The 22,204-nt window shown below is 71.3% G+C and carries 15 protein-coding genes; 10 read left to right on the forward strand and 5 right to left on the reverse strand.

Annotated elements, in window-relative coordinates; translation table 11 throughout:
• Positions 1-4 precede the first annotated feature (4 nt).
• The 3 genes from ACRWK7_RS29225 to hypD all read right to left on the reverse strand — a co-directional run bounded on the left by ACRWK7_RS29225 (position 5) and on the right by hypD (position 5,147).
• Positions 5-2,215 (reverse strand): tetratricopeptide repeat protein, encoded by a 2,211-nt coding sequence (locus ACRWK7_RS29225; RefSeq protein ID WP_431860391.1) that lies wholly within the window; start codon positions 2,213-2,215, stop codon positions 5-7.
• A gap of 152 nt (positions 2,216-2,367) precedes the next feature.
• Positions 2,368-4,008, reverse strand: coding sequence for a hydrogenase maturation protein (locus ACRWK7_RS29230; RefSeq protein ID WP_431860393.1), 1,641 nt, complete (start codon positions 4,006-4,008; stop codon positions 2,368-2,370).
• A complete protein-coding gene (gene hypD, locus ACRWK7_RS29235; RefSeq protein ID WP_431860395.1) occupies positions 4,008-5,147 on the reverse strand; it encodes a hydrogenase formation protein HypD in 1,140 nt (379 codons plus the stop codon). Before hypD ends, ACRWK7_RS29230 begins: the two co-directional genes overlap by 1 nt.
• A gap of 190 nt (positions 5,148-5,337) precedes the next feature.
• Between hypD and ACRWK7_RS29240 the strand changes: the two genes are divergently transcribed.
• The 5 genes from ACRWK7_RS29240 to ACRWK7_RS29260 all read left to right on the forward strand — a co-directional run bounded on the left by ACRWK7_RS29240 (position 5,338) and on the right by ACRWK7_RS29260 (position 11,808).
• On the forward strand, positions 5,338-6,117 hold the full coding sequence (locus ACRWK7_RS29240) for an ABC transporter permease (protein ID WP_431860397.1): 780 nt from the start codon (positions 5,338-5,340) through the stop codon (positions 6,115-6,117).
• Positions 6,114-7,157 (forward strand): ABC transporter ATP-binding protein, encoded by a 1,044-nt coding sequence (locus ACRWK7_RS29245; RefSeq protein WP_431860399.1) that lies wholly within the window; start codon positions 6,114-6,116, stop codon positions 7,155-7,157. The genes ACRWK7_RS29240 and ACRWK7_RS29245 overlap by 4 nt, the downstream gene beginning before the upstream one ends.
• A 19-nt stretch (positions 7,158-7,176) precedes the next feature.
• Positions 7,177-8,259, forward strand: a complete 1,083-nt coding sequence (locus ACRWK7_RS29250) for an extracellular solute-binding protein (RefSeq protein ID WP_431860400.1) — start codon at positions 7,177-7,179, stop codon at positions 8,257-8,259.
• Between the two features lie 14 nt (positions 8,260-8,273).
• A complete protein-coding gene (locus tag ACRWK7_RS29255; protein ID WP_431860402.1) occupies positions 8,274-9,119 on the forward strand; it encodes an ABC transporter permease in 846 nt (281 codons plus the stop codon).
• 94 nt (positions 9,120-9,213) lie between these two features.
• The gene (locus tag ACRWK7_RS29260; protein ID WP_431860404.1) at positions 9,214-11,808 is read left to right on the forward strand and encodes an ATP-binding protein; all 2,595 of its coding nucleotides are present in this window, start codon (positions 9,214-9,216) and stop codon (positions 11,806-11,808) included.
• Here the strand turns inward: ACRWK7_RS29260 and ACRWK7_RS29265 are convergent, their stop codons facing one another.
• A complete protein-coding gene (locus ACRWK7_RS29265) occupies positions 11,809-12,258 on the reverse strand; it encodes a hypothetical protein (RefSeq protein ID WP_431860406.1) in 450 nt (149 codons plus the stop codon). It abuts the gene before it with no gap.
• Positions 12,259-12,476: 218 nt separating this feature from the next.
• On the opposite strand from ACRWK7_RS29265, the gene ACRWK7_RS29270 reads away from it, so the two are divergent.
• From ACRWK7_RS29270 to ACRWK7_RS29280, 3 genes are all read left to right on the forward strand, one after another.
• Positions 12,477-13,451, forward strand: coding sequence for a phosphoribosylaminoimidazolesuccinocarboxamide synthase (locus ACRWK7_RS29270; protein ID WP_431860408.1), 975 nt, complete (start codon positions 12,477-12,479; stop codon positions 13,449-13,451).
• Between the two features lie 125 nt (positions 13,452-13,576).
• Positions 13,577-17,311 (forward strand): response regulator, encoded by a 3,735-nt coding sequence (locus ACRWK7_RS29275; protein ID WP_431860410.1) that lies wholly within the window; start codon positions 13,577-13,579, stop codon positions 17,309-17,311.
• Positions 17,312-17,318: 7 nt separating this feature from the next.
• The gene (locus tag ACRWK7_RS29280; RefSeq protein WP_431860412.1) at positions 17,319-18,242 is read left to right on the forward strand and encodes a diguanylate cyclase; all 924 of its coding nucleotides are present in this window, start codon (positions 17,319-17,321) and stop codon (positions 18,240-18,242) included.
• A gap of 133 nt (positions 18,243-18,375) precedes the next feature.
• Here the strand turns inward: ACRWK7_RS29280 and ACRWK7_RS29285 are convergent, their stop codons facing one another.
• Entirely contained in the window at positions 18,376-20,190 is a 1,815-nt protein-coding gene (locus ACRWK7_RS29285) for an FHA domain-containing protein (protein ID WP_431860414.1), read from the reverse strand.
• A 78-nt stretch (positions 20,191-20,268) separates the two neighbouring features.
• Here ACRWK7_RS29285 and dacB point away from each other — a divergent pair, with 78 nt between their 5' ends.
• Positions 20,269-21,696 carry a D-alanyl-D-alanine carboxypeptidase/D-alanyl-D-alanine endopeptidase gene (gene dacB / locus ACRWK7_RS29290; protein WP_431860416.1) on the forward strand — a complete coding sequence of 476 codons (1,428 nt, stop codon included), beginning with the start codon at positions 20,269-20,271 and terminating at the stop codon, positions 21,694-21,696.
• Positions 21,697-21,781: 85 nt separating this feature from the next.
• The coding region (locus tag ACRWK7_RS29295; RefSeq protein WP_431860417.1) for a 50S ribosomal protein L25/general stress protein Ctc at positions 21,782-22,204 on the forward strand (423 nt) is incomplete at its 3' end.

Raw genomic sequence — 22,204 nt, forward strand, 5'->3', positions numbered from 1 at the left:
GGCCTCACACCGGCCCGGACACGCCGGGCGGCCGCGATGGGACGGCGAAGGGGCGCGGCGCCCCGCCGGCCCGCCGGATCTCCCACATGCCGGCGAACGCGTCTTCCAGATGCCGGGCGAAGCGTGCGCTGTCGAACAGCGGCGTGGTGTCCCGGTTGCGCGCCAACCGCTGGCGCAACGCCGCCAAGGCGTTGCGGTCGCGGGCCAGACCAAGCGCGGCGGCCTCATAGTCCGCCAGCGAGGACACCACCAGCTCCGGCAGTCCGACCGCCGTCACCAAGCTGCCGGCGACCCGGCTGATGAAGGTTTCGCCGGCACAGGTCAGCACCGGAACGCCGGCCCACAGCGCGTCGGAGGCCGTGGTGTGGGCGTTGACCGGGAACGTGTCGAGGAACAGGTCGGCGTGCCGGAAGCGGGCGAGGTGGTCCGGCAGCCGCATGACCGGCGCGAAGAGCAGGCGCGCCGGCCCCACGCCGGCCCTCTCCGCCTCCCGACGCAGGTTGACCTTGGCCGTGTCGCTGCCGTCCATCAGCCACAGCACGCTATTGGGAACCGCCGTCAGGAGACGCATCCACACGGCGAAAACCTCCGGCGTGATCTTGTAGAGGCCGTTGAAGGAGCAGAAGACGAGGCCCCTCTCCGGCAGGCCGCACTCCGTACGCGACGGCGTGTGTTCGGCGATCTCGCGCTGGCGGTCGTTCGGCTGGTACGCGTCGGGCAGCAGGACCAGACGCTCGGCGTAGTGCTCCTGCCGGTCCGGCGGGGTGATGAAGGGATCGGCGATCAGGTAATCGACGAACTCCGCCCCCATGGTTCCGGGGAAGCCAAGGAAGTTCACCTGGATCGGAGCCGGACGGTAGGCGAGGATCTCGCTGCGTGCGCCGTTCGTGTAGCCCTTGAGGTCGACGAGGATGTCCACGCCGTCCTGGTGGATCCGGCGGGCGGCCTCCACGTTCGACAGCCCGCGGACATCGGTGAACGCATCGAAGGCGGCGAGCAGCCGGCAGCGCATGGCACCGTCGCTGTCCGGGCCGTAGGAATAGCCGCGGATCTCGAATCGCGCGCGATCGTGCCGCTCGAACAGCTCGGCCATCAGATAGGCCGTGGCGTGGTCGTGGAAGTCGGCCGACAGATAGCCGACGCGGATGCGCCCGTCGTCCCGCGGCGGGTGTGCGGGCAGCCGGTCGCCCGGCGACACCGCAATCGCCGAGGCCCACAGCCGGGCGCAGGCAAGCTGCTCTTCGGCCGTCGAGGTCTGGCAGAAGAAGGCGAAGGGCGACAGGCGCCCCGCCCCGGTGCGCATGATCGCGCGCATCCGCTCCTCGCGGGCGGGAAGCTCATCCCACTGACACAGGCTGCGCTGCTGAAAGGCCAGCCCCCTGAGCGCATCGACGAAATCCGGCCGCAGGCGAAGCGCCCTGGCGTAGCCGGCCACGGCCTCGTCGGTCCGTCCCGCGTCCTGGTGCAGGGAAGCCAAGCCGCAATACGCGTCGGCGCAGGTCGGGCTGATGATCAGCATGAGTGTGAAGGTGGCGGCCGCCGCGTCGTTCCGGCCGAGTCGCTTGAGCGCAAGGCCGAGATTGCCGTACGCCTCCAGGAAGGTGGGGCGCTGCTGGGTCGCCAGCCGGTAGCACGCCTCCGCCTCCTCGAATGCCCCCTGGCTCGTCAGCATGTTCCCCAGGTTGTTCAGCGCCTCAGGGAAGACGGCGCACAGCGCCAGACTCTGCCGGTAGGCGTCGGCCGCCTCCTGGATCCGCCCTTGCTGCGCCAGCAGGTTGGCGAGGTTGTAGAGGGCTTCCGGGTAGTCCGGCCGCTGCCGGAGGGCTTCGCGGAAGGTCGCCTCGGCGTCCGTGAAGCGCCCGACCGACGTCAACAGGGTGCCGAGGTTGTTGCGCGCCTCCGGGTTGTTCGGGCGCTGTCGAATGGCCTCGCGGAAATGCTTCTCCGCATCCTTCGGCCGTCCCAGGTCCTTCAGCACGTTGCCGAGGTTGTTGTGGGCTTCCGGTGATTTCGGCTGGGTCTTCAGCGACCGCCCGATCAGCGTGGCGGCCTCTTCCAGGTCGCCGTTCCGATAGACGATAAGCCCGAGATGGTGCTGCGCGGTCGGCTCGTTCCTGCGCATGGCGAGGATCCGCCGGTAGAGCGCCTCGGCCTCGATGAACCGACCCTCCCGATGCTCGCCGATCGCTTGCAGGAGGAGAGGGTTGATCGACATTCGCGAATTTTCCGATCGGCAACACGCGCCATTGTCATAAGCGCTCCGGTCGTATCTATGACCCTCCGGCCTCCTAGGCGCAATCCTTCGATGAAAACGAGAACTGAGAGAATCAGTTTCTCGCGTAATGTGATGAAAGCCTGGATATGGGGTCAGCGCCGGTGTGCCGCCAGATACAGCGGCGTGCGCGACTTCGGCACCTTGAAGACGAAGTTGTACCGGGCGACGTGGTAGCTCGGGTCGAAGCCGTAGAAGTTGAAGCGCATGCGCTCCAGCTCCTCGGCGCGGTATTGCTCCAGCGGCTTGGCGGCCTCGTCGGCGGCGCGGCGGGCGCGCTTGTCGGCGAGCAGCGCCGGCAGGGCCGGGTCGGCCGCCAGCGCGCGGGCGCGCTCCGCCACCTCGACGCGGAAGTCGACGCTCCCGCAGCCGAACGCCGCATCCACGAGACCGAGGCGCCGCGCTTCCGCCGTGCCCATGGGCAGGCGCGCCTCGGTGACGGCGCGGGCGCGCTCTTCACCGACGCGGCGGGGCAGCACGTAGGTCCAGTACTCCGAGCCGTACAGGTTGCCCATGCCCTTGTAGTGCGGGTTGAGCACCACGCCGCCCCGCGCCCACACCCGGTCGGCGGCCAGCGCCAGGAAGACGCCGCCCGCCCCGGTGTTGCCGGACAACGCCGACACCGTGACCTTGTCGGTGGTGGTCAGCACGGCGCGCGCCACGTCGTCGATGGCATTGATGGTGCGCCAGGACTCGTCGGCCGGGCTGGAGGCGGCCTCGATGACGTTGAGGTGGATGCCGTTGCTCCAGAAATCCTCGCCGCCCATCAGCACCAGCACGCGGGTGTCGCGCCGGCACGCCTCCTGGTAGGCCGCCAGAAGCCGCGCGCACTGCCCGGCGCTCATGGCGCCGTTGTAGAAGGGGAAATGCAGATAGCCGACACCGTCGGCCTCCTCGTACCAGAGGTCGCGGTGGTCGCCCGCCACCTCCGGCAGGTCGGCGGCCAGCACCATGGACGCCGGCAGCTTCAGCGTCGGCGCGTGCGGCCCCGGTGAGCGCGCCTTCATCGCGCCGATCCACACCGCGCCGTCCACCGTGGCCCGGCACACCGCGCCCTGCCAGCGCGCCAGCCACGCGCCGGGGGCGCCCGTCAGGCGGCTTTCCGGGTGGACGTCGAACAGACTGACATCGCCGTCGCGCACGCCGGGCACGCCATCGCCGCTGCGGATCTTGCGCAGCACGGTGGCGGTGTCGTCGCGGCTCCAGTCGATGGCGCGGTCGGCCTGCCGCATCGCCGGGCGCGTCCGGACGAGCGCCGGATCGACCGGCGTCGCCGCCTCGCCGCGCTCCAGACGCTGCAACGCCTCCAGCACCGCGGCGACGGCGGCCTCGGTCACCTCGTGGCGGTACAGGCTGGCCTTCGGCGCGGCGCGCATCGGGAAGGCGCGCGAGGCCCAGACATCGCCGGCGTCGAACTCGCCGTTGGCCTGCAGGACGGTGACGCCCCACTCCGCCGCCCCCTCCAGCACCGCCCAGTCGAGCGACGACGGGCCGCGGTCGCCCGGCGGACCAGGGTGAACGACCAGACAGGGCAGCCGGCGCCACACCGCCTCGGGGATCGCGCGCTTGAGGAACGGCGCCAGCAGCAGGTCGGGGCGGAAGCGCTCCACCGCCTCGGATGTGACGGAGTCGTTGACGTCGAACTCGATGGACAGGGTATGGCCGCGCTCGGCCAGCTCGACGTACAGGCGCTGCGCCAGGCTGTTGAAGGCGTGGACGAGGAGCAGGATGCGCATCACGCCTCCACCGCGACGTGGTCGCGGAAGCGGCCGTAGACGTAGTGCGCCGCGCACGCCCCCTCGGCCGAGACCATGCAGGAGCCCATCGGGCTCTCCGGCGTGCAGGCGGTGCCGAACAGCTTGCAGTCGGTCGGCCGCTTCAGCCCGCGCAGGATGGCGCCACAGGCGCAGGCCTTGTGGTCGGGCACCATGGCGTTGGGGATGGCGAAGCGCCGCTCGGCGTCCCAGGCGGCGTAGGCCTCCTTGATCTTCAGCGCGCTGTACGGCACGAGGCCGAGGCCGCGCCACTCGAACGACCGGCGCAGCTCGAACACGTCGGCGACCAGCGCCTGCGCCTTGCGGTTGCCGTCGCGAGTGACGGCGCGGATGAACTGGTTCTCCACCTCCGCCCGGCCCTCGTTGATCTGGGTGACCAGCATCAGGATCGCCTGCATGACGTCCAGCGGCTCGAACCCGGCGACCACCACCGGCTTCTGGTACTCCTCGGCGAAATACTCGTAGGGGCGGCTGCCGATGATGGTGGAGACGTGCGCCGGGCCGATGAAGGCATCCAGCGGCACCGTGCCCAGTTCGCGCACCTCCGGGCTCTCCAGGATGTTGGAGATCGCCGCCGGGGTCAGCACGTGGTTGCAGAACACCGAGAAGTTGGCGATCCCCTTCGCCCTGGCCAGTTGCAGGGCAACCGCGGTGGGCGGCGTCGTGGTCTCGAAGCCGATGGCGAAGAACACCACATCCCGCCCCGGGTTGGCCTCGGCGATCCTCAGCGCGTCGGTGGTGGACAGCACCATGCGGACGTCGGCGCCCTCGGCCTTCGCCTTGATGAGGCTCATGCGCTCCGATGCCGGCACGCGCATCACGTCGCCGTAGGTGCAGAGGATCACGCCGGGCCGACGGGCGATGCTGATCGCGTCGTCGATTCGCCCCACCGGCAACACGCAGACCGGGCACCCCGGCCCGTGGATCAGCCGCACGTTCGGTGGAAGCAGGTCGGGGATGCCGTAGCGGGCGATCGCGTGGGTGTGGCCGCCGCAGAACTCCATGATGTGGTAACGGCGCGCCGCATCGGCGGCGCGGCGGATCGCCCCGGCCAAGCCGCGGGCGAGCGCGGCGTCGCGGAATTCCTCGACATACTTCATGGCCGCGCTTGTCGCACGGCGGCGCCGCCGGGTCCATGATCCGCATCAAACATCGTTGGCCGGACGAGCACATGCACCACCGGCGGGCGCTCTCCGCCCTAAGTAAGACTTTCGTTATCGACAGTTGCTGCCGTATGCTCGCCTTGGGAGACACAACACGAAGCGCGTTGAACGCGCCAGCGGAGCCGCGATGGCCTGGGTTACAGGGGTCTATCTCGCCTATCTGTTCCTGCCGATTCTTCTGCTGTTCGTCGGCTCCTTCGGCGACGTATGGTTGAATAGCATGCTGCCATCCGGTTTTACCGGGCGGTGGTACGAGGCCGTCTACACGGATGGCAGCTTCCAGCGCGCCTTCTGGGTCAGCCTCCGGGTGTGCGCCGCGACCTGCGTCATCGACGCGGTGATCGGGCTGCCGCTGGCCTACGCCATCTATGGCGCCGCGTCGCGCGGGGTGCGGGCCGCGGCGCGCATTCTCTATCTGCTGCCCATCGCGGTGCCGCCCATCGTGCTGGCGTTCGGCTTCGTGCTGGTGTTCTCCAGCGACACCCTGCCCTTCCTGGGCAGCGCGGGCGTGCTGATCGGCGGACACGTGGTGCTCACACTGCCGTACCTGCTGCAGACGCTGGTCGGCGACATGCGCCACCTGCGCCTCGCCGAGCTGGAGACCGCCGCCGAATCGCTGGGCGCCGGCCCGCTGCGCACGCTGGCCGAAATCGTGCTGCCCAGCCTGCGGCACAGCCTGGCGTCGGGGTTGATCATGGTGGCGGCGCTGTCGATCGGGGAGTTCCAGCTGTCCAACCTCGTCGCCGGGTTCCTGACGCGGCCCTACCCGGTCGTGCTGCTGCAGGCCTTCTACGGCGCCACCGGCTTCGCCTGCGCGGCGACGGTGATCCTGCTGGCGCTGGCGCTCACCGCGTCGGCCGCCGGCGCGCTCACCGCCCACCGAGCCACGGGGAGGCATGCGCAATGAGCGCTCCGGTCATCGAGCTGCGCGGCGTCGGCTTCGCCTACCCCGGCACTGCCGCCGCCGCGGTCGGCGGCATCGACCTCGCCATCGCCCCCGGCGAACTGGTCGCGGTGATCGGGCCGAGCGGCTGCGGCAAGTCCACCCTGCTGCGCCTGATCGCCGGCTTCCTGGAACCGCGGGAGGGGGCGGTGCTGCTGGGCGGCGCCGACGTCTCCGGCGTGCCGGCGCGCGAGCGCAACCTGGGGGTGGTGTTCCAGACCTACGCGCTGTTCCCGCACATGGCGGCGTGGGAGAACGTCGCCTACCCGCTCAAGGTGCGCGGGGTGGCGGCCGGCGAGCAGCGGCGGCGAGCGCTGGCGATGCTGGAGCGGGTCGGCCTGTCGGCGCTGGCCGACCGCCGGCCGCCGGAGCTGTCGGGCGGCCAGCAACAGCGCGTGGCACTGGCGCGCGCCCTGGTGTTCAGCCCGCGCGCCCTGCTGCTGGACGAGCCGTTGTCGGCCCTCGACGCCGCGCTGCGCATCGGTATGCGCGACGAGATCCGCCGCCTGCAGCGCAGCGAGGGCATCGCCACCCTGCACGTCACCCACGACCAGGAAGAGGCGCTGTCCATCGCCGACCGCGTCGTCGTCATGCGTGCCGGCCGCATCGAGCAGATCGCCCCGCCGCGCGAGTTGTACGAGCGCCCGGCGTCGCGCGCGGTGGCGGCCTTCGTCGGGCACGCCAACCTGCTGGACGGCACGGTAGCCGGCCCGGACAGCGTCGATACGCCGATCGGCCGATTGGCCACAATGCCGCACGGGCTTCCTCCCGGAGTGCCTGTTACGATACTCATTCGCCCGGAGCGTGTGCGCCTCGGCGCGCCGCCGGATGGGGTGAACGGCTTCACCGGAAGCATCGCGCAGGACCGTTTCCTGGGATCCGTCCGCCGCTTCGACCTGTCGGTCGCCGGCGGCGTGCTGGTCGCGGAGACGGCGCAGCCCGGCGACGTCCGGGAGGTTCATGTTCCCGCGGAGAGCGTCCACATCATTCCAGGCAACCGATGACACCGAGAGGAGGACGGCCATGAAACTCTTGCGGACCGCGGCGGCGGCGTTCGGCGCGCTGTTCTGTCTGGCCGGCGCCGCCCTGGCGCAGACGGCCGCCGACTCGCCCGAGCTGTACCCGGGCGAGAAGGACCTGTACGAGGCCGCGACGAAGGAAGGCATGGTCGTCTCCTTCGACACCGGCCCGACCTGGGCCAACTGGGCGGCGCAGTTCGCGGCCTTCAAGAAGCGCTACCCGAACGTAGAGATCACCTACAACGACCTCGGCTCGGCGGCCACGGTGGTGGCGCTGGACAAGGCGCGCAACCGCCCGCAGGCGGACACCGCCTACTACTTCGCCGCCTCCGCGGTGGACGCCATCGCGAAGGACGTGGTGGCGCCCTTCAAGCCGGTGAACTTCGACAAGCTGCCGGACGTGTTCCGCGATCCCGAGGGCAAGTGGTTCACCATCCATTCCCTGACCATCGCCTTCGTGGTCAACACGAAGCTGGTCAAGGAGGTGCCGCAGTCCTGGGCCGACCTGCTGAAGCCGGACTACAAGAACTCGGTCGTCTACCTCGACCCGCGCTCGACCGGCGTCGGGCAGGTGCTGGCCTTCGCCGCCAACTACGCGGCCGGCGGCGACATGACCAACGTGCAGCCGGGCATCGACTACCTGGGCAAGCTGCACAAGTCGGGCAACGTGCTGCGCGTCGTCGGCACCACCCCATACGCCCAGTTCGTCAAGGGCGAGATCCCGATCTGGATCAGCTACGAGAACGATGGCCTGAAGGCCAAGTACGTGGACGGCCTGGGCGACGCCGTCGCGGTGGTCATCCCCAAGGAGGCGTCGGTGGCCGCCCCCTACGGCATCAGCCTGGTGAAGAACGCCCCCAACCCGAACGCCGGCAAGCTGTGGCTGAACTTCATCATGACCGAGTTCGGCCAGGGCATCTTCGCGCAGGGCTACGTGCGTCCGTCGGTGCCAGGCATCAAGCTGCCGGAGAGCGTCGCCGACAAGCTGCCGCCCGCCCCGCAGGTGCGCCCGCTGGACGTTCGCGCCGCCGCCGCTAAGAAGAGCGAGATCGACGCCGGCTGGGCCAAGGTGGCGATCGGCCAATAGAGAGGGAAAGCCCCGTGAAGGGAACGCAGTCGCTGCGGCCACGCCGCCTGCTGCTGACGCTGGCATCGCCGGGCGTGGCCGTGCTGCTGTTGTTCTTCGCGCTGCCGCTGGCCACCGTCGCCGGGGACGCGCTGGGCGATCCCGGCTCCTTCCGCCGGGTGTTCGCCAACCCGATGTTCCTGCGCAGCCTGGGCGGCAGCGCCGTGCTGACCCTGGTGGCGGCGACGGTGTCGCTGGTGGTGGGGTTCTGCGTGGCGCTGCACCTGTCGCGGATCGGGCCGCGCTGGCGGGCTCTGCTGTCGTTCCTCATCGCGCTGCCGCTGACCTTCTCCGGCCTGATCGTGGCGTACGGGTTCATCCTCGCCTACGGCCGGGCCGGGCTGGTCACGCAGCTGCTGGGGCTGCTGGGCGTCGATCCGGCGTGGTTCGCCGGCATCCTGTACAGCCCGCAGGGGCTGGCCTTCGCCACCTCCTACTACCTGATCCCGCGAGTGGTGATGCTGATGCTGCCGGTGCTGGTCAACTTCGACCGCGCCCAGCTCGCCGCCGCGGAATCGCTGGGCGCCACTCCGCGCGAGGCGCTGCTGCACATCCTGCTGCCGCAGGTGCGCACCACCGCGCTGACCGCCTTCTGCCTGGTGGCGGCGGTGGTGTTCGGGGCGTACGGCACGGCGCTGGCGCTGGTCGGCACGCGGCTGACCATCCTGCCGCTGCAGCTCTACAGCATGGTGTCGGAGAGCGGGTCGGACTTCCCGGCGGCGGCGGCACTGGCGCTGGTGCTGACGGGCATCTGCTCGACCGTCATGGCGGTCGGCGAGGTGGCGGCGGCCTACGGCGAGCGTGAGGGCGCCCGCACCTGAACGGACCGGAAACCGCACGGCGGCCATGCGTCGGTTGACGGATTGCATAGGGATTGGGCAGAACGTCCAGCGTATTCATTAGAGGACGAACGATGTGACCTTGTTCCAGCGGCTGTTCCTGCTGGTTCTGCTGGCGGTGCTGCCCGCCATCGCGCTGGGCGCCTACACGGTGGTGGAACTGCGCCGGACGCAGATGGCCGAGATCAACGCCGAGGCCCAACAGCTGCGCGACCTGCTCCTGGCCGAGCAGACGCGCATCGTGGACGGCGTGCGCCAGCTGATCGACACGGTGGCCGTTGGCGATTCCATCCGCGCCGGCGACATGGGCGAATGCCAGCAGCTGATCGACCGCATGCCGCTGCCCTTCCGCATGGGCACGCTGAACGTCACCGACGCGCAGGGCATCGTCCGCTGCGCCAGCGACACCCGCTCCATAGGCGTGCGCCTCGCCCAGTACACGCACGTGCGGCAGGCGCTGCAGACCCGCGCCTTCGCCATCGGCAACTACGTTCAGGCGCAGGCCATCGGCCGCCGGGTGTGGCCCTTCGCGGTGCCTTACACCGACCGACTGGGCGCGGTTGGCGGCGTCGTCACCTTCACCATCGACCTGGACTGGCTGAACGACGCGCTGATGGCCAAGCGGCTGCCGGCCAACACCAGCGTTGTGATGGCCGACCGCAACGGCACCATCCTGGCCGCCACCGCGAGCGCCGAGCAGTGGCGCGGCAAGCCGCTCAGCCCGGAGCTGGCCGGGCTGCTGCACGCCGCCGAGCCGGGGCTGGCCGCGCTTCCGGGGCTCGACGGCCGGTCGCGCATCTTCGCCTATTCGCCGGTGGAGGCCGAGCCGAGCGAGGTCTTCCTCGCCGTCGGCCTCGACAAGGAGGCGCAACTCGCCCCGATCAATGAGGCGACGCGCTGGAGTCTTGCGCTGCTCGTCGCCGGGCTGCTGGCAGCGGCACTGGCGGCGGGAATCGTCGGCCGGCGACTGATCGTGCGGCCGCTGGACGCGCTGGGCGAGGCGGCGGCACGCTGGCGCGACGGCGACCTCGCAGCGCGCGTGGAAACCCGAGCCGGCACGCCGGAGACCCGGCGCCTCGCCCACATCTTCAACGAGATGGCCGCCGGCCTGGAGGAACGCGAACGCCTGCGCGCCGCCCGCTTCGCCGCCGAGGAGGCGCTGCGCGCCAGCGAGGCACGCTACCGCGGGCTGGTGGAATCGCAATCGGACATGGTGCTGCGCCTCACCGCCGACGGCACGCTGAGCTTCGCCAACGACACCACGGCGCGCCTGCTGGGCATCACCGCCGGCGCGCTCCGCGGCCGCCCCTGGACCGAGTTCACGCACCCCGACAGCATCACCGCCACCAGCGACGCGCTGACACGCATCATGATGCCGCCGCACCCGCGCACCGCGGTGGAGAACCGCATGCTGACCATCGACGGCCCGCGCTGGTTCGCCTGGGAGGGCTACGCGGTGTTCGACGGCGCCGGGCGCTTCAGCGAGGTGCAGGCGGTCGGCCGCGACATCGAGCGCCGCCGCGCCATGGAACAGGCGCTGGCCGCCGCCAAGGAGAACGCCGAGCGCGCCGACCACGCCAAGACCCGCTTCCTCGCTGCCGCCAGCCACGACCTGCGCCAACCGGTGCAGTCGCTGCTGCTGTTCATGGGCGTGCTGAAGGAGCGGCTGGGGCAGGAGCCGGCCGCCGCCGCCGCGCTGGATTCCATGGACCGCTCGCTGGACGCGTTGCGCCTGCTGCTCGACAGCCTGTTGGACATCTCACGCCTCGACGCCGGCCTGGTCGAGCCGCAGCCGGTCGCCATGCCGCTGGCCGAGCTGCTCGACCGTCTGGCGGCCGAATACGGGCCGCGCGCGGCGGCGCTGGGGCTTCGCTTCCGGGTGGTGCGCTCGCGGGCCATGGTGGTCAGCGACCCGACGCTGCTGGAGCGCATCCTGCGCAACCTGATCGAAAACGCGCTGCGCTACACCCGCCGCGGCGGCGTGGTGGTCGGGGGACGGCGGCACGGCGGCCGTTTGCGGATCGAAGTCTGCGACACCGGCATCGGCATCGAGCCGGACAAGCAGGCCGAGATCTTCGAGGAGTTCTTCCAGCTCGGCAACCCGGAGCGCGACCGCGGCAAGGGCCTCGGCCTCGGGCTTGCGGTGGTGAAGCGCCTGAGCCGGCTGCTCGGCCACGGGGTGGAGGTGCGCTCCTGGCCGGAGCACGGCTCGGTGTTCAGCGTCGAGCTGCCGCTGGCCGAGCCCTGCACGCCCGACACCGCCGCGCCCAGGCGGCCGGCCGACGGGGGCGAGCCGCAGGGGCTGCTGCTGGTGGTCGATGACGAGGCGCTGATCCGGCTCGGCCTGAAGGCGATGCTGGAGTCCTGGGGCCACACGGTGGTCGCCGCCGGCTCCATCGGCGAGGCGGTGCAGCGGATGGAGGAGCGCCGCCGGGCCCCGGACGCCATTCTCGCCGACTACCGCCTGCGCGACGGCGAGACCGGCATCCAGGCGATCCGCCGCATCGAGGAGCACTTCGGCGTCCGCCCGCCGGCGGCCATGATCACCGGCGACACCGCGCCGGAACGCCTTGCCGAGGCGCGCGCCAGCGGCATCCGCATGCTGCACAAGCCGGTGGTCGCGGTGGAACTGCGCAAGGCGGTCGCCGCGATGCTGACGGCCGGACGTTGATTATTTGCTCGCCGCCACCGCGGCGGTGCCCAGCGGCACGCCGGCGACGCGCTCGACGACGCGGGTGATCTTCGGCACCCCGTCCACCATCTCGAACGCCGCGTCGAACCTGCCGTCGGCCCGCACCGTCGGGCAACCGGCCTTCACCACCTCGACCGACACCGTCAGCAGCATCTGGCCGCCGCGCTTCGGGTCGACGCCGCCGCGCTGCACCGCCGACGGCAGCACGCGGATGAAGGCGCCCTGCGCCCGCGCCTGCGCCAGGCCGTCCGGCGCCTTCAGGCTGGCCGCCGTGGCGCAGCCGGCCGGCTGGCTGAAGCGCGGGTAGGCGTCGGTGCGCTCGACGAGCGCGAAGCCGAACAGCGCGAACGCACAGACCGCGAGAACCACGCCGGTCCCGTTGCGCTCCCCCGCGCCGTCGCACCGCGGGGCTTCGTCCTTGGTGTGCACGCTGGCACCTCCTTGCAAGTTCCGCCGCAGGCCATTGCAGGGGCCGTGCCAGCGGGATTCCGGGCGATTGCGGCCCGCACCGCCGGGCGCCGCGTGCCGATTCCGGGATTCCTCCGTCCCCATTCCCGAATTCGATAGCCGATGCTCGGCCCTGTTCGCCCGGCGCGTCCTGTGCTACATGCCGGCTCTCGCCCCTTTTTCCGGCTAGGCACTTTCCGATGATCGACGCGCGCTCGCTGGCCCCGCACCTGCACAACGTGCTGACCGACGGCACCATCCCCGAACTGCCGAGCCACTACGCCGGCAAGGTGCGCGACAACTACGACCTGCCGGACGGCCGGCGGATCATCGTCGCCACCGACCGGCTGAGCGCCTTCGACATCATCCTCACCTGCATCCCCTTCAAGGGCCAGGTGCTGACGCAGACCGCCCGCTTCTGGTTCGAGCGGACGAAGGACATCGTCGCCAACCACGTGCTGGAGTATCCGGACCCCAACGTGGTGGTGGCCAAGCGCCTGAAGATCCTGCCGGTCGAGATCGTCGTGCGCGACTACCTGACCGGCACCACCTCGACCTCGATCTGGTCGATGTACAAGGCCGGCCAGCGCGAGATGTATGGCGTGCGCCTGCCCGATGGCATGCACGAGCACCAGAAGCTGCCCGAGACCATCATCACCCCCACCACCAAGGCCGCGCTGGGCAGCCACGACACGCCGCTGTCGCCGAAGGAGATCGTCGAGCAGGGCCTGCTGCCGAAGGAGCAGTGGGAGCGCGTCTGCGACGTGGCGCTGAAGCTGTTCGCCCGCGGCCGCGAGATCGCCGCGCAGCACGGCCTGATCCTGGTCGACACCAAGTACGAGTTCGGCGTGGACGAGGACGGCAACGTCATCCTGGCCGACGAGATCCACACGCCCGACAGCAGCCGCTACTGGATGGCCGCCAGCTACGCGGAGCGCCTGAAGGCCGGCCAGCGGCCGGAGAGCTTCGACAAGGACTTCGTGCGCACCTGGGTCAGCCAGCGCTGCGATCCGTACAAGGACCCGATCCCGGAGATCCCCGACCAGCTGGTGCTGGACACCGCCGCGGTCTACATCCACGCCTACGAGACCATCACCGGCCAGACCTTCGAGGTCCCGGCCGAGGTGGTGCCGGTGCTGGAGCGCATCCGCGGCAATCTGGCGCGGTTCTTCTAGACCACGCCACCAACCGTTGCCGGGCGCGGGGGCGGGGCAAATTTTATCCGCCCCGACATAAGCCGAGCGCGAACCGTTCGGACGGGGTAATATTCCCCGGCCGAACGCCCACTTCCGCGCACGTCATGCCGCCCAGCTTCGCTTCCCGCCTCTCGCGCGCCGTGCGCTTCGACAGCCTGCGCGGCCGCATGCTGGCCATCGTGCTGGGCGCGCTGGCGTTGCCGCTGGCGGCGTCGGTATACCACCTGAACGAGGACGTGGCGCAGCGCCGCACGGCCGCCATCGACCTCGCCCTCCACCTGACCGACGAGGGCGTGCGCCGCCAACAGGCGGTGATCGGCGACGCGCGCACGCTGCTCGGCGTGCTGGCCATCGTGCCGGAGATCCACGGCGCCGCCGCGGCGCCGCAGGCCTGCGTGAACCTCCTCAAGCCGATCGCCGGGCGGCAGACCTGGGCGGCCGGGCTGTGGGTCGCCGGCCCGGACGGACGGGTGATCTGCGACGACACCGGCACCGGCTTCGGCCTCGACATCGGCGACCGCGCCTATTTCCAGAAAGCCACGGCCAGCCGCGAGTTCCACCTCAGCGGCTTCATCGTCGGCAAGCTGTCCGGGCGGCGGATGATGGTGGCGGCGCACCCCATCGTCGATCAAGGCCGGGTGACCGCCGTGGTCGGCGCCAACATCGACCTGACCTGGTACGAAGACCTGATCGCCGTCACCCGACAGGAGGACGTGCGCATCTCCGTGATCGACGGCGAAGGGACCATCGTCGCCCGCCAGCCCGATCCGGAAGGCTGGATCGGCAAGAACTTCAGCTCCTTCCCGCACGTGCGGACGATGCTTTCCACGGAAGGCGGCACGTTCGAGGCGGTCGGCGCCGACGGACGGGACCGCATCTGGAGCTTCCAGCGCATCCCCGGCACCGACAAGACGTTCGTGGTCGGCCTGCCGATGGAGCGGATCTGGGCGCAGGCCCGCGACGAGATGCTGAACGGGCTGGCGGTGACGGCGATGGGGGCGCTGGCCGGCTTCCTGGCGGTGTGGCTGCTGGTGCGACGCTCGGTGCTGCGCTGGATGCAGCGGCTGTGCGACGCCGCCGAGCGGATCGGCGCCGGCCGGACCGTCGACGCGGTGGAGACCGGCGGTGCACCGCGCGAGATCGTCACCCTGGCCGAGACCTTCAACGGCATGGCGCGCAACCTCGCCGCCCGCGAGCGCGAGCTGGACGCCGCCCGCCGCGACGCCGAGGCGGCCGAACGCGAGGCGCGCCGCGCCGGCGAGCGGCTGGCCGAGGTGCTGGAGAGCACCTCCGACTTCATCCTCTCGCTCGACCGCGACTGGCGCGTCGTCTACATGAACCAGCGCGCCCGCGACCGCCTCGCCCAGGGCCGCGACCTGTCCGGCGCGGTGTTCTGGGACGTCTTCCAGAACACGCTCGGCACCCCCATCGAAGCGCACTTCCGCCACGCCATGGACGAGCGGGTGGAGGGCACCGACACCATTTTCTACCCGCCGCACGAGGCGTGGTACGAGGGCACCTGCACCCCCTCGGCCGAAGGCATCGTCGTCTACTTCTCCGACGTCACCGAGCGCAAGGCGGGCGAGCAGGCGCTGCTGGAGGCCAAGACCGCGGCCGAGGCGGCGAGCCGGGCGAAGAGCGAGTTCCTGGCCAACATGAGCCATGAGATCCGCACGCCGATGAACGCCATCCTCGGCCTCGTCCACCTGCTGCAGCAGACCGAGCTGTCGCCGCGGCAGAAGGACTACGCGCAGAAGATCCGCGGCTCGGCGCAGTCGCTGCTCGGCATCCTCAACGACATCCTCGACTTCTCCAAGGTCGAGGCCGGCAAGATGGAGCTGGAGCACGCCGACTTCCGTCTCGACGACCTGCTCGACAACCTCGCCACCATCATGTCGACGGCGGCGCGCGAGAAGGACATCGAGGTGCTGTTCCTGGTGAAGCCGGAGGTGCCGCGGGAGCTGATCGGCGACCCGCTGCGCCTCCAGCAGGTGCTCATCAACCTCGCCGGCAACGCCATCAAGTTCACTGAGAAGGGCGAGGTGGTCGTCACCGTGGAGGCGGCGGAGGTGACGGCGGAGCGCGCCACGCTGGCCTTCTCCATCCGCGACACCGGCATCGGCATCGCGCCGGACCAGCAGCGCGCCCTGTTCGCTGCCTTCAGCCAGGCCGACAGCTCGACCACCCGGCGCTACGGCGGCACCGGATTGGGGCTGGCGATCTGCACCCGCCTGGTCGGCATGATGGGCGGCTCCATGGGCGTGATCAGCGCGCCCGGAACGGGCAGTGACTTCCGCTTCACCGCGGTGTTCGACCGCCCCGCCCGGCCGCTGGCGCGGCCCGTCCGCACGCGGACGCTGCCGCGCAACCTGCGCGTCATGGTGGTCGACGACAACGACACCGCGCGAGAGAGCCTCGCCGCGCTGGTCCGCAGTTTCGGCTGGAACGCCGTCGAGGCCCCCTCCGCCGAGGCGGCGATCGAGGAGCTGTCGCACGCCGCCGCGGCCGGCGAGCCGTACGAGGTGGTGCTGATGGACTGGCGCATGCCCGGCATGGACGGCATCGAGGCCAGCCAGCGCATCCGCGCCGACCGCGCGCTGACCGGCCCGATCATCATCGTCGTCACCGCCTTCGGCCAGGAACAGGCGGTGCAGCGGGTGATCGACCTCGGCCTCGACGGCGTCATCGTCAAGCCGGTGACCGGCTCCGTCCTGCTCGACGCCGTCGCCAGCGCCTATGCGCTCGGCCCGGACGGCGGCGCCCCGTGCGCGCCGGCGCCGGTCGCCCTGCCGGCCCGGCCGCTGGCCGGCAAGCGCCTGCTGCTGGCCGAGGACAACGCCATCGGCCAGCAGGTGGCCCGCGAGATCCTGGAACGCGCCGGCGCCGCCGTCGCCGTGGCCGGCGACGGCCAGCAGGCCATCGACCTGGTGCGGGCGTCCGGCGCGCCGTTCGACGCCGTGCTGATGGACGTGCAGATGCCGGTCCTCGACGGATTCGCCGCCACCCGGGCGCTGCGGGCCGAGCCGCGCTTCGCCCACCTGCCGATCATCGCCATCACCGCCAGCGCACTGCCCAGCGACCGCGAGCACTGCATCGAGGCCGGCATGAACGACCACGTCGCCAAGCCGCTCGACCCGCCGCAGCTCATCGACACGCTGCTGCGCTGGACCGGCGGCGCCGTCACTCTGCCGCCCGCCATCGCGCCGGCGTCCGCCTGCACCGCGCCCGCCGGCATCGACATGGCCGACGCCATGCGCCGCGTGGACGGCGACGCCGAGCTGTTCCAGCGCATCCTGCGGAGCTTCGCCGCCGCGCACGCCGGCATCGCCGACGCGATCGGCGACGCGCTGGCCGAGGGGCGCCTCGGCGACGCGCGCAAGCTGGCGCATGACCTCAAGAGCATGTCCGGCAGCCTGGGTGCCCGCCGCCTCTCGGCGGTCGCCGACACCGTGCAGGTCGCCGCCGGCCGCGGCGAGCGTGTCGCCGCAGGGGCCGCCCTGCCCGAGCTGCAGCGCGAGCTCGCCGCCGTGCTGCAGACCGCGCGCGCCCAGGCGCACGATCAAGCCCAGCCCTCCGCCGAGGCGCCGCCTCCGGCCGACGCCGGGCCGCTGGGGGCCGCGCTAGCCCGGCTGGACGGGCTGCTGGCCGACAACAACTTCGCGGCCGCCGAGGAATGGCTGGCGCTGGCCGGCCCACTGGGCGCGCGCGCCGGGATGGGCCGGGTGGAGGCGATCTCCGCCGCCGTCGATTCGCTGGACTTCGCCAAGGCGCAGGGACTGCTCCGCCGGCTGGCGGACGAACTGCACGTCGTCCTCCCCGCCCACCCGCCGGCCGCGTGAGCCCGAGATGCCGGACACCCGCGCCAGGATCCTGATCGTCGATGACGTGCCCAGCAACGTCCACGTGCTGAGCCGCATCCTGCGCGACGATTACGAGATCTACTTTGCCACCAACGGCGACAAGGCGCTGGAACTGGTGCAGGCCCGCCTGCCGGACCTCGTGCTGCTCGACATCATGATGCCGGGCATGGACGGCTTCGAGGTGTGCGCGCGCATCAAGGAGAGCCCGGCGACCGCGAACATCCCCGTCATCTTCATCTCGGCGCGCGGCGAGGTGGAGGACGAGACGCGCGGGCTGGAGGTCGGCGCCATCGACTTCATCACCAAGCCGATCAGCCCGCCCATCGTGCAGGCCCGCGTGCGCAACCACATCCTGCTGAAGCGGCAGACCGACCTGCTGCGCCAGCTGTCCTTCCTCGACGGGCTGACCGGCATACCCAACCGGCGCCGCTTCGACGAGGTGCTGGCGCTGGAATGGCGGCGCTGCGGCCGCTCGAGGCTGCCGGTGTCGGTGATCATGCTGGACGTCGACCACTTCAAGGCGTTCAACGACCGCTACGGCCACCAGTCCGGCGACGACTGCCTGCGCGCGGTGTCGCGCCTGCTGAGCGAGCACGTGATGCGCCCCGGCGACTTGGTGGCGCGCTTCGGCGGCGAGGAGTTCGTCTGCCTGCTGCCCGAGACCGACGCCGAGGGTGCCGCCCGTGTCGCCGAGCGCCTGCGCGCCGCGGTCGAGGCGGAGGCCATCCCGCACGCCGCCTCGCCGACGGCCGGCCACGTGACGATCAGCCTGGGCTGCGCCGGCACCGTGCCGCCTCCCGACCGCCCGCCCGACGAGCTGCTCGACGTCGCCGACCGCGCGCTGTACGAGGCGAAGCGCGGCGGGCGCAACCGCTACCGCATGGCGGAGATGGGGATGGTGGCGGGGTAACGGAATTGTTTCCGCGTTGGGCCCCCACCCAACCCTCCCCCACTTCGCGGGGGAGGGCTGTCGAGGCTGGCAGCGGAGTTCCTCCCCCCCGCGCAGTGGGGGGAGGTTAGGAGGGGGGCCCAGCGCGGGAACGTTACCGCCGCACCTCCCAATGGATCGTCGCCGGTTTCTCGCCGGCGTCCTTCGCACCGATGACGATCTCGCCCTTCCCGGAGAGCACCGCCGTTTCGCCGTTCATCAGCACGCGCGGCTCCCCCTCCTCGGGGATCAGGCGGGTGCCGTTGCGGCTGAGGTCACAGACCACGAAGTTCACCCCCTCCACCGCGAAGCGCGCGTGGCGGCGCGACGCCGAGGGCACCTCGATCATCAGCTGGCACTCGCGCGAGCGGCCGACGAACAGCTCCGCCCCCTCGTCCGGCAGCACGTGGCGGTTGCCCTTGTGGTTCACCACCAGCTTCGGCACGACGATCTTCGGGGCGGAGAGATCGACCGTCACCTCCTCCTGGATCAGCGGGACGATCACGCGCTCCTCGTCCGGGATGGCGGCGATCTTGGCCACCAGCCCGTCGGCCAGCATGCGCGGGATGCCGGCGTTGCGCAGCCGGTGCCCGAGGCCGGCGCGCACCTCCTCCAGCGAGGCGCCGACCGGCGCCAGTTCGCGCGCCGAGCGGACGCGGGCGAACATGTTGGCCACCTGCTCGACCAGATAGGTCATGCGCCGCCGCCCGAACTCACTGGCGGCGAGGTCGAGCAGGAAGCCGATGCGCGCCGCCGCCGACCCGAGGCGGTTGGACAGCCGCATCACCGCCTCCTCGAAGGGCATGTCGCGGTGCTCCGCCCCCCAGGCGATCTTGGCGCGCTTCATCAGCGCCGCCGCCATCACCGGCCCGCCCATGAAGCCGTCGAAGGCGGCGAGCTGATCGACGATGGCCAGGAACGCCTTGGCGTCGCCGCCCTGGCGGGTCAGCGGGTTCTTGCCCTCGATGCCGCCGCGCACCCGGCGCAGCAGCGCCTCCCGGACGTGCGTGAAGCCGCCGGCCGCGATGGCGTTGGAGAGGTCGAGCAGCGGCTCTGTGTGCGGCAGCCGGTCGTCCAGATCACCGCGCAACGTCGCCAGCAGCGCCTGCAAGGCTGTGGCAAGATCGGGGGCGTAGCCGATCAGGGCCTTCACCGGCTCGCGCCCGTCGATGGTCTCACACAGCAGCTGGTCGACGATGGTGACCGTCTCCGGGTCGCCCTCGACGTGGAAGCGCAGGATTCCCGACAGCTTCTCGCCCCAGTCGCGGGCGTCCTCCAGCGCGCTGGCGAAGGCGTGGGTGACGATGCGGTCCAGTTCCTCCGCCGGGCGGTCGTTGCGCGCCTGCGACAGCAGGCCGGCCACGCCCAGCCGCAGCAGCGTCCCGTCGAACGGCTTCAGCACGTCGGCGTTCTGCGCCAGATCCTTCAACTCCTTGAACATACGGAGGATCTGGTCCTGGCGGTCGAACACCTTGAGCCCGGCGACCGGCGCCTGCAGCGTGGCGAGGCGGCTGATGCCCGGATTGAACAGCGTCGCTTCGCGCTCGAAGTAGCGCAGCGGGAAATAGCGGTGCAGCTGCTCGGCCGGGATCACCGTCTGCTCGTCGCAGTAGGCGCGGAACAGGCGCAGCAGCGTCATCCGGCTGGGGAACGAGAAGACCTCCAGCACGTCCTTGCAGAAGGCCGCCTCCTCGATGTGCGAGATGGTGGTGACCTTGCCGCCGCCGGCGATGGCCTTCTCGAACAGCGTCTCTTCCTTGCCGTCCTTGTTGACCTTGACGACCCGGATGATCTGGTACTTGGCGAGGGTGAGCAGGTACTTCGCCCGCTCCATCGCCAGTTTCTCATCGTCGAACACCCCGTCGATGTTCGGTCGCCCGCCCAGCTCGACGACAACCTCGTAGCGGTACGCGCGTTTCGGAGGGATCATGCCGGCGTGCCCAGATGCAGAGACGTCTTTCACTAATTTTATGGCATCGCGCCGGATCGCAACGCAAGCTTCCGCCTCATGACGACGCGCCCCCTGTCCCGCCGCCAACTGCTTGCCACGCCCCTGCTGCTGCCCCTGCTGGCCGCGGCGAACGGGGCCGACCCCGCCGCTCGCCTCGGCCCGGCCTCAGAGGCCGGCTGGCTGTTGTTCGATCCCGCCGACGGGCGCGTGCTGGAGGCGCGGCTGGCCGACCGCCCCTTCGCGCCGGCCTCGGTCGCCAAGGTGCCGACCGTGGTGGCGGCGCTCGCGCTGCTCGGCCCCGGCCACCGTTTCACCACCGGTCTGCACGGGACCGGCGAGGTGATCGAGGGGACGCTGCGCGGCGACCTGATCCTCAAGGGCGGCGGCGACCCGTCGCTGGTCGGCGAGGACGTGGCGGCGATGCTCGACGGCCTCGCCGAGAAGGGCGTGCGGCGGGTGGCCGGGCGCTTCCTCTACGATGCCTCGGCGCTGCCCGAACTGCCGGAGATCGACTCCGGCCAGCCGCGCACCGCCGGGTACAACACCGGCCTCGGCGCGCTGTCGCTGAACTTCAACCGGGTGCAGCTGGCGTGGCAGCGCCTGTCCGGCGGCAGGGTGGAGGCCGGCGTATGGAGCGTCTCCGACATCGGCCGCCACCCGGTGGATGGCATCGGCGTCGAGGTGGTGCCCGCCTCCGCCCTGCCACAGCCGGTGCTGGTCGCGCCCCTGCCCGACCGCGGTGGCGAGCGCTGGCAGCTGGCCCTGCACCAGGGCGCCCCCGCGCGCGTCTGGTTGCCGGTGGCGCGGCCCGGCGCCATGACCGCCGCGGTGGTGCAGGCCATCGCCGCCGAGCGCGGAATCGCCCTGCCCCGCCCCGCCGCCGGCCGGCTGCCCCCGGACGCCCGCCTGCTGGTGATGCACGAGAGCGCGCCGCTGGCCGAACTGGCGGCGCGGGTGCTGAAACACTCCAACAACCTGTCGGCCGAGCTGATCGGGCTGGCGGCGGCGCGCACGCTGGATGCCAACGTCGCCACGCTGGCGGAGTCGGCCGCACTGCTGGCCGGCTGGATCCGCGCGCAACGGCCGGACGTGGACTGGACGGGCTTCCGGCTGCTCAACCACTCCGGCCTGACGTCGGGCTCGCGGCTGACGGCGCGGCAGACGGCGGCGATCCTGACGCTCGGCGGCGAGCGGCTGGCCGCGCTGCTGCCCGGCGACGACGAGGGCGGGCCGCTGCCCGGCGTGCGCGCCAAGTCCGGCACGCTGGCCTACGCCAAGGGCCTCGCCGGCTGGCTGCGCACCGCGTCTGGCCGCAGCCTCGGCTTTGTCTACTACGCCGGGGACGAGCGCTCCCGCGCCGCCCTCGACGCCGCCATGGACCGCCGCGTCGCCGACATGCCGCCGGAGGCGCGGACGTGGCTCGCCCGCGCGCGCGGCCTGCAGTCCGACCTGCTGGCGGCCTGGCGCGAAGCCCCTGCCCCTTGACGTTTCGGCACGTGGAGCGTAAACACCGCGGCTCATGCGTCCGCACCCCTGGAGGCGGGCGCCTTTTTCCGTTGAGGAGCACACCATGACTCAGGTTATCGCGCTCGCCGCCGAGGCGCGTGAGCGGGCCGGCAAGGGGACCGCCCGCCAGACCCGCCGCGACGGCCGCATCCCTGCCGTGATCTACGGCAACAAGCAGGCCCCCCTCACCATTTCGCTGGACCTGCGCGGCTTCACCCGCATCCTGCACCAGCCGGGCTTCTTCACGCACCTGTTCGACGTGACCGTCGATGGCGCCACGCACCGCGTGCTGCCGCGCGACGTGCAGTTCCACCCGGTCAGCGACGTTCCGCTGCACGTGGACTTCCTGCGCGTGTCGGGCGATACCCGCATCACCGTCATGGTGCCGGTCGAGTTCGCGAACCAGGACAAGTCGGCCGGCCTCAAGAAGGGCGGCGTGCTGAACATCGTCCGCCACGAGATCGAGGTGACTGCCGTCGCCGACAAC

The organism is Azospirillum sp. (assembly GCF_050789165.1).

Bases quoted from the DNA above. Each gene is read 5' to 3' on its own strand.
- ACRWK7_RS29285 (WP_431860414.1), bottom strand. From the start codon at position 20,190: ATGATCCCTCCGAAACGCGCGTACCGCTACGAGGTTGTCGTCGAGCTG.
- ACRWK7_RS29240 (WP_431860397.1), top strand. From the start codon at position 5,338: ATGGCCTGGGTTACAGGGGTCTATCTCGCCTATCTGTTCCTGCCGATT.
- ACRWK7_RS29225 (WP_431860391.1), bottom strand. From the start codon at position 2,215: ATGTCGATCAACCCTCTCCTCCTGCAAGCGATCGGCGAGCATCGGGAG.
- ACRWK7_RS29250 (WP_431860400.1), top strand. From the start codon at position 7,177: ATGAAACTCTTGCGGACCGCGGCGGCGGCGTTCGGCGCGCTGTTCTGT.
- ACRWK7_RS29245 (WP_431860399.1), top strand. From the start codon at position 6,114: ATGAGCGCTCCGGTCATCGAGCTGCGCGGCGTCGGCTTCGCCTACCCC.
- dacB (WP_431860416.1), top strand. From the start codon at position 20,269: ATGACGACGCGCCCCCTGTCCCGCCGCCAACTGCTTGCCACGCCCCTG.
- ACRWK7_RS29230 (WP_431860393.1), bottom strand. From the start codon at position 4,008: ATGCGCATCCTGCTCCTCGTCCACGCCTTCAACAGCCTGGCGCAGCGC.
- ACRWK7_RS29275 (WP_431860410.1), top strand. From the start codon at position 13,577: ATGCCGCCCAGCTTCGCTTCCCGCCTCTCGCGCGCCGTGCGCTTCGAC.
- ACRWK7_RS29280 (WP_431860412.1), top strand. From the start codon at position 17,319: ATGCCGGACACCCGCGCCAGGATCCTGATCGTCGATGACGTGCCCAGC.
- ACRWK7_RS29270 (WP_431860408.1), top strand. From the start codon at position 12,477: ATGATCGACGCGCGCTCGCTGGCCCCGCACCTGCACAACGTGCTGACC.
- hypD (WP_431860395.1), bottom strand. From the start codon at position 5,147: ATGAAGTATGTCGAGGAATTCCGCGACGCCGCGCTCGCCCGCGGCTTG.